General features: G+C 57.3%; 6 protein-coding genes and 1 other RNA gene. 2 read left to right on the forward strand and 5 right to left on the reverse strand.

Features of this window, described 5'->3' with window-relative positions; genetic code table 11:
* Positions 1-136: 136 nt before the first annotated feature.
* The 3 genes from aroH to NKJ21_RS26385 all read right to left on the reverse strand — a co-directional run bounded on the left by aroH (position 137) and on the right by NKJ21_RS26385 (position 2435).
* Positions 137-1183 (reverse strand): 3-deoxy-7-phosphoheptulonate synthase AroH, encoded by a 1047-nt coding sequence (gene aroH / locus NKJ21_RS26375; protein ID WP_008804446.1) that lies wholly within the window; start codon positions 1181-1183, stop codon positions 137-139.
* Positions 1184-1337: 154 nt separating this feature from the next.
* Positions 1338-2171, reverse strand: a complete 834-nt coding sequence (locus NKJ21_RS26380; RefSeq protein WP_002909061.1) for a pyruvate, water dikinase regulatory protein — start codon at positions 2169-2171, stop codon at positions 1338-1340.
* A gap of 144 nt (positions 2172-2315) precedes the next feature.
* Positions 2316-2435 carry a hypothetical protein gene (locus tag NKJ21_RS26385; RefSeq protein WP_012541375.1) on the reverse strand — a complete coding sequence of 40 codons (120 nt, stop codon included), beginning with the start codon at positions 2433-2435 and terminating at the stop codon, positions 2316-2318.
* Positions 2436-2510: 75 nt separating this feature from the next.
* On the opposite strand from NKJ21_RS26385, the gene ppsA reads away from it, so the two are divergent.
* Positions 2511-4889: a phosphoenolpyruvate synthase gene (ppsA, locus tag NKJ21_RS26390; protein ID WP_012541376.1), complete on the forward strand. Its 2379-nt coding sequence runs from the start codon at positions 2511-2513 to the stop codon at positions 4887-4889.
* 85 nt (positions 4890-4974) lie between these two features.
* Here ppsA and rprA read toward each other — a convergent pair.
* An RNA gene (gene rprA / locus NKJ21_RS26395) (antisense sRNA RprA) lies at positions 4975-5082 on the reverse strand.
* A 189-nt stretch (positions 5083-5271) separates the two neighbouring features.
* On the reverse strand, positions 5272-6384 hold the full coding sequence (gene ydiK, locus NKJ21_RS26400; RefSeq protein ID WP_004203114.1) for an AI-2E family transporter YdiK: 1113 nt from the start codon (positions 6382-6384) through the stop codon (positions 5272-5274).
* Positions 6385-6602: 218 nt separating this feature from the next.
* On the opposite strand from ydiK, the gene NKJ21_RS26405 reads away from it, so the two are divergent.
* On the forward strand, positions 6603-7280 hold a 678-nt coding region (locus NKJ21_RS26405; protein WP_254733360.1), incomplete at its 3' end, for an FAD-binding oxidoreductase.

The raw sequence follows: 7280 nt of genomic DNA on the forward strand, positions 1-7280 counted from the left end.
ATAAAAATCAAAGCAACAATGATAATCATTATCAATAATGTTGTTTTTGACGGCAAGCGTTATTTATCGTGTTACCGGATTTGGTAGGGGAGTCACCGAAGGAAATTGCCCGCCGCAGGCGCGACGGGCGGAGCGGTTACAGACGGGTAGCGGTGGCGGCGGCCAGCTCGCTCAATAACCTTTCGCTGTCATCCCAGCTCAGGCAGGGGTCGGTGATCGACTGGCCCCAGGTCAGCGGCTGGCCGGGGACCACTTTCTGGGTGCCTTCCTGCAGGAAGCTCTCTGCCATAATTCCGGCGATGGCGGTGGAGCCCGCGCGAATTTGCTGACAGATATCGGCGCACACCTCCAGCTGACGGCGGTGCTGCTTCTGGCAGTTGCCATGGCTGAAATCAACGACCAGCTGTTCCGGCAGATCGAATTCACGCAGCGCCTCGCCGGCGGCAGCGATATCCTCGGCATGATAGTTTGGCTGTTTGCCGCCGCGCATAATGATATGCCCGTACGGGTTGCCGCTGGTCTGGTAAATCGTCATCTGCCCCTGCTTGTCCGGGGAGAGGAACATATGGCTGGCGCGGGAGGCGCGGATGGCGTCCACCGCGATGCGCGTATTGCCATCGGTGCCGTTTTTAAACCCGACCGGGCAGGAGAGCGCTGAGGCCATCTCACGGTGGATCTGGCTTTCTGTGGTGCGCGCCCCGATGGCACCCCAGCTGATGAGATCGGCGATAAACTGACCGGTCACCATATCGAGAAACTCGGTGGCCGTCGGTACCCCCAGCTCATTAACCTGCAGCAGCAGGCGCCGCGCCAGCTCAATTCCGTGGTTGACCCGGTAGCTGCCGTTGAGGTCCGGATCGGAGATTAAGCCTTTCCAGCCCACCACGGTACGCGGTTTTTCAAAGTAGGTGCGCATCACGATCTCCAGCTGCGGCTGGTAGCGCTCGCGCATGCCCTGCAGGCGGCGGGCATACTCCAGCGCCGCGTCGGTATCGTGAATGGAGCAGGGGCCGATAATCACCAGCAGGCGGCGGTCTTCGCCGTTGAGGATTTTTTCAATTCGGCGGCGGGAGGCCGAAACGTGGGCGGCCACGTCGGCCGTGACGGGATGGCGCTGGGCCAGTTCCGCGGGCGTTACCAGGCTTTCAATGCGCGCGGTACGCAATTCGTCTGTTTTATTCATTGGGGTCTCAAAAATCTGTTTCTTCCGCGGCGAAAATGCCGGGAAGTGATGCGCATCACGATAAACCAATCCCTGCTTATTGCAAGAGCAGGGCATGATCCTGTATAGGCCACGGGTGATAGCATAAACAAATTTTTAATAATGTACTAGTGTGTTAGTACATTCTGCGATTCAGCCCCATGATGTCCATGATTTTTGTCGCAATTTCCTCAACAGAATAATTGGTACTGTTCAGGCACGGGATTTTATTTTTGCGATACAGGGCCTCCACTTCGGTCACCTCCATCCGACACTGACGCAGAGAGGCGTAGCGGCTGTTTTCCCGACGCTCTTCGCGGATGGCCGCCAGCCGTTCGGGGTTGATGGTCAGGCCGAACATCTTATGTTGCAGGGGCTTCAGCGACGCCGGCAGCACCAGATTGTCCATATCGTCGGCGATAAACGGATAATTGGCGGCGCGAATGCCGTACTGCATGGCGAGGTACAGACTGGTGGGCGTCTTGCCGCAGCGCGACACACCGAGGAGGATCACCTGGGCCTGATCGAGGTTACGCAGGGAGATGCCATCGTCGTGGGCGAGGGTGTAATCGATGGCGGCGATACGCGCATCGTATTTGATCAGGTTCCCGGGGTTCAGGCCGTGAGTACGGTGGGCCACTGGCGTCGGGTCGAGGTTGAGCTCCTGCTGCAGCGGGGCCACCAGCGCCTGCACGATGTCCTGACAAAAACCTTCACTTTGCAGAATAATGTCGCGGATTTCCGGGATGACGATGGAATAGAACACCAGCGGGCGAATACCCGTTTGCTGATAGATGGCGTCGATCTGCTCCTTTACCGCCCGCGCGCGGCTGATGTTTTCGACAAACGGCAGAGTCACGCTGCTGATGGCAACCGGGAATTGCGACATCACGGCATGCCCCAGCACTTCTGCCGTAATGGCGGTACCGTCAGAAATATAAAATACGTGGCGATCTACAGCACTTTCCATTTTGACCATCCGGTATAATGAGTTTAATTGCCTGAATACGGATATTAAATTTAAGCATATCCCTGTTTGATTTGTCTCTTGTTAAAATTGAAACGCTATTTTTGTTTTTTATGAAAAGGGTGGTTCATTTTCTTCTTTTTGCCGTTATTTCCAGCGTTTTTCGTCATAATTCCTAAAAATCATCAAGTTAGCTATATCGCGGGAACAGTCCGAAAAATGAAAAAATAATTTGCTTGAACGATTCACCGTTTTTTTCAGCCCCATAAATATGTCAGGATAATCCTGCAGTCGATCGTGAAATTTTTTTCACTGGTATTAAATCACAAAAGGATTGTCTCGATGTCCAACAATGGCTCGTCACCGCTGGTGCTTTGGTATAACCAACTCGGCATGAATGATGTAGACAGAGTTGGGGGCAAAAATGCCTCCCTTGGTGAAATGATTACAAACCTGTCCGGTATGGGTGTTTCCGTGCCTAACGGGTTTGCCACCACCGCTGATGCTTTTGATCAGTTCCTGGACCAAAGCGGTGTTAACCAGCGCATTTATGCACTGCTGGATGAAACCGACATTGACGACGTTTCCGCATTAGCGAAAGCGGGCGCGCAGATCCGTCAGTGGATCATCGACACCCCTTTCCAGAGCGAACTGGAAAACGCGATTCGCGATGCTTATGACCTGCTGTCCGCCGATGACGCCGAGGCCTCATTTGCCGTGCGCTCTTCCGCTACTGCGGAAGATATGCCGGACGCCTCCTTCGCCGGGCAGCAAGAGACATTCCTCAACGTGCAGGGCTTTGACGCCGTGCTCGTTGCCGTGAAGCACGTGTTTGCCTCACTGTTTAACGATCGCGCGATCTCCTATCGCGTGCATCAGGGTTACGATCACCGCGGCGTGGCGCTTTCCGCCGGGGTGCAGAGGATGGTCCGCTCCGATCTGGCCTCCTCCGGCGTCATGTTCTCTATCGATACCGAGTCCGGTTTTGACCAGGTGGTGTTTATCACCTCGGCGTGGGGCCTCGGCGAGATGGTGGTGCAGGGCGCGGTGAACCCGGATGAATTCTACGTCCACAAGCCGACGCTGGCCGCTGGCCGCCCGGCCATCGTGCGCCGCACCATGGGGTCGAAAAAGATCCGCATGGTATACGCGCCGACTCAGGAGCACGGCAAGCAGGTGCGTATCGAAGATGTGCCGCAGGCGCAGCGCGATGTTTTCTCGTTAACTAACGAGGAGGTGCAGGAGCTGGCGAAGCAGGCGGTGCAGATCGAGAAGCACTACGGCCGTCCGATGGATATCGAGTGGGCGAAAGATGGCCACACCGGTAAGCTGTTTATCGTCCAGGCGCGTCCGGAAACCGTGCGTTCCCGCGGCCAGGTGATGGAGCGTTATACCCTCCACGCTCAGGGGCAGATCATCGCCGAAGGGCGCGCCATCGGCCACCGTATTGGCGCCGGCCCGGTGAAGGTGATCCACGATATCAGCGAGATGAACCGCATCGAACCTGGCGACGTGCTGGTCACCGACATGACCGACCCGGACTGGGAACCGATCATGAAGAAAGCCTCGGCGATCGTCACCAACCGCGGCGGACGTACCTGCCACGCGGCGATTATCGCCCGTGAGCTGGGGATCCCGGCGGTGGTCGGTTGCGGCGATGCCACCGATCGCATTCAGGAAAACCAGAACGTGACCGTCTCCTGCGCCGAAGGCGACACCGGCTACGTTTACGCCGAGCTGCTGGACTTCAGCGTCAAGAGCTCCAGCGTTGGCGAGATGCCGGATCTGCCGCTGAAGGTGATGATGAACGTCGGCAACCCGGATCGTGCGTTTGACTTTGCCTGCCTGCCGAACGAAGGCGTGGGTCTGGCGCGGCTGGAATTTATCATCAACCGCATGATTGGCGTTCACCCGCGCGCGCTGCTGGAGTTTGACGACCAGGAGCCGGGCCTGCAGAACGAAATCCGCGAGCTGATGAAAGGCTACGATTCGCCGAGAGAGTTCTACGTCGGCCGTCTGACCGAAGGGATCGCTACCCTTGGCGCCGCCTTCTACCCGAAACGCGTCATCGTGCGTTTGTCGGACTTCAAATCGAATGAGTACGCCAACCTGGTGGGCGGCGAGCGCTATGAGCCGGAAGAAGAGAACCCGATGCTCGGCTTCCGCGGCGCCGGACGCTACGTTTCCGAAAGCTTCCGCGACTGCTTCGCGCTGGAGTGTGAAGCGATGAAGCGCGTGCGTAACGACATGGGGCTGACCAACGTTGAAGTGATGGTGCCGTTTGTGCGTACCGTCGCCCAGGCGAAAGCGGTGGTCGAAGAGCTGGAGCGTCAGGGGCTGAAGCGCGGCGAGAACGGGCTGAAGATCATTATGATGTGTGAGATCCCATCGAATGCCTTGCTGGCCGAGCAGTTCCTCGAGTACTTCGACGGCTTCTCCATCGGTTCGAACGACATGACCCAGCTGGCGCTCGGTCTGGATCGCGACTCCGGCGTGGTCTCTGAGCTGTTTGATGAGCGCAACGACGCGGTGAAAGCCCTGCTGTCGATGGCGATCCGCGCAGCGAAAAAACAGGGCAAATACGTCGGCATCTGCGGCCAGGGGCCGTCTGACCATGAAGATTTTGCCGCCTGGCTGATGGAAGAAGGGATCGACAGTCTGTCCCTCAACCCGGATACTGTGGTGCAAACCTGGTTAGGTCTGGCGGAACTGAAAAAATAAGTTCGCCCTGACAGCACCGATCCCCGGCAGCGATGCCGGGGATTTTTTTGCCTGTTGCAGGCTGTCCGGTGTGGCGATGCGCAGGACAAAAAAAAGCCCATCGTGGGAGATGGGCAAAGACTACACACAGCAATTCGTTGTTTCACTCAGGGGATTTCCATGCTTATAAATCAAGGTGTTGATTTATAACCGTGAGCTAATAGTAGGCAGCGGGGCCTTTGCCGTCGATCAGATTCCTCTCAATAGTTAAATTGTTGTGAAGGACCGGGGGAGGAAAGCGAGGGGAATGGCGCTCAGGGCCAGCGCGTTGCCGGCGATCAATAAATTTTGCTTAACAATAGGCGGGCAAGGAAACAGGCGGGTCTCCCCGCCTGCCAGGGCATTACTTGCGCCCAGCCTCCAGCTCGCTAAGCTCTTCGAGGACGACATCGGGGTCTTTCGGCGGCGGCGGCACTTCGTGTACCCAGGCGTCATACAGACGCCAGGAGACGGCCAGCAGCACTGGACCGATAAACAGACCGATCATGCCGAAGGCGATCAGTCCGCCAATGACGCCGGTAAGAATGAGGATCATCGGCAGGTCGGCGCCCATGCGGATAAGCACCGGACGAATGACGTTGTCCATGGTGCCAACCACGCAGCTCCACACCAGCAGCACGGTCCCCCAGGTGGTGTCCCCGCTCCAGTAAAGCCAGATAATCGACGGTACCAGAACCAGCAAAGGGCCGAGCTGGACCAGACAGGTAAAGATCATTACTACGGTCAGCAGAGCGGCGTAGGGGACGCCGGAGATGGCAAGGCCGATCCCGCCCAGCACCGCCTGAGTGAGGGCCGTCACCACCACGCCCAGCGCCACGGCGCGCACGGCCTGGCCGGCCAGCAGCACCGCCGCATCGCCGCGTTTGGCTGCGAGGCGTGTAGCGAAGTAGCGGAAACCATAGGCCACCTGCTCGCCGCGCCAGTAGAGCAGCGCGCTGAACAACAGCATCAGACCGCAGTAGACCAGCAGCTTGCCGATGTGCGCCGCTTGCCCGACAAACCAGCTGGTGGTAGTGCCAATATAGGGGCGAACCTTGGCCATAATCGCCGAGCCGCCCATATCCAGCAGACCATGCCAGGCGGAGTACAGCTTATCGCCGACCAGCGGCACGCTGTTCAGCCAGGCGAAATCCGGCAGCGTCACATTTCCACTGCTGATAAGTTTGATCAGCGGGACGCTGTTATCCACCAGGCTGTTGACCAGCAGAGCGATAGGAATAACGAATAGCAAAAACAGCAGCAGGGTCATCGCCAGCACCGCCAGCATCCGTTTGCCGAACAGCACGCGCTGCAGACGCAGTAGCACCGGCCAGGTGGCGATCACCACCGTACCGGCCCAGGCGAAGGACAGAATAAACGGCTGCACAACCCACAGGCAGGATATGATAATCAGGGCCAGGAACAGCACCGACAGCAGTATTTGCGGAATGTCCCGAGGCTGATGGGGGTTTATCATAGAGAAATTTTACCTTTCCAGTCGCGCCAAAAAGCTGGCGCCGCGTAAATCCATGTACTGATAATAATATCAATAATATTGCCGGGCTGATTTTGCACAGAAAACACGTGGGCGCATATGAAAAAAATGTGATAAAAAGTTGAATGCGCTACGCAAACGTTTAGTTAGCACCAACACAATATTTTCAAACACAACATAGTCAGGCAGGGTCAAGTGTGATGATCCCACAAATTTCTCAGGCACCAGGGGTAGTTCAGCTGGTGCTGAATTTTTTGCAGGTACTGGAGCAACAGGGTTTTACCGGCGATACCGCCACCAGCTATGCCGACAGGCTGACGATGGCCACCGACAACAGCGTCTATCAGCTGCTGCCGGATGCGGTCCTTTTCCCGCGTTCTACGGCGGACGTGGCCTTGCTGGCGCGCGTCGCCGCCGAACCGCGCTTTACATCGCTGGTCTTCACGCCGCGCGGCGGCGGCACCGGCACCAACGGCCAGGCGCTGAACGGCGGGATTATTGTCGATATGTCCCGCTATATGAATCGCATCATTGAGATTAACCCCGAAGAGGGCTGGGTGCGCGTTGAAGCCGGGGTCATCAAAGATCAGCTGAACCAGTTTCTTAAACCCTATGGTTACTTCTTTGCACCTGAGCTTTCCACCAGCAACCGCGCCACGCTGGGCGGGATGATAAACACCGACGCGTCCGGACAGGGATCGCTGGTGTACGGTAAAACGTCGGATCACGTGCTCGGTCTGCGAGCGGTGCTGATGGGCGGCGATATCCTCGATACCCAGGCGGTGCCGGTAGCGCTGGCGGAGACGCTGGGCAACACCCCATCGACGATTGGCCGAATCTATAACACGGTCTACCAGCGCTGCAAGACGCAGCGTGAA

Source organism: Klebsiella sp. SWET4 (genome assembly GCF_024296565.1).
Taxonomy (GTDB): Bacteria; Pseudomonadota; Gammaproteobacteria; order Enterobacterales; family Enterobacteriaceae; genus Klebsiella; species Klebsiella variicola.

Coding starts and splice junctions, on each gene's coding strand:
- aroH (WP_008804446.1), bottom strand. CDS start 1,183: ATGAATAAAACAGACGAATTGCGTACCGCGCGCATTGAAAGCCTGGTA.
- NKJ21_RS26380 (WP_002909061.1), bottom strand. CDS start 2,171: ATGGAAAGTGCTGTAGATCGCCACGTATTTTATATTTCTGACGGTACC.
- NKJ21_RS26385 (WP_012541375.1), bottom strand. CDS start 2,435: ATGGGGCTGAAAAAAACGGTGAATCGTTCAAGCAAATTATTTTTTCAT.
- ppsA (WP_012541376.1), top strand. CDS start 2,511: ATGTCCAACAATGGCTCGTCACCGCTGGTGCTTTGGTATAACCAACTC.
- ydiK (WP_004203114.1), bottom strand. CDS start 6,384: ATGATAAACCCCCATCAGCCTCGGGACATTCCGCAAATACTGCTGTCG.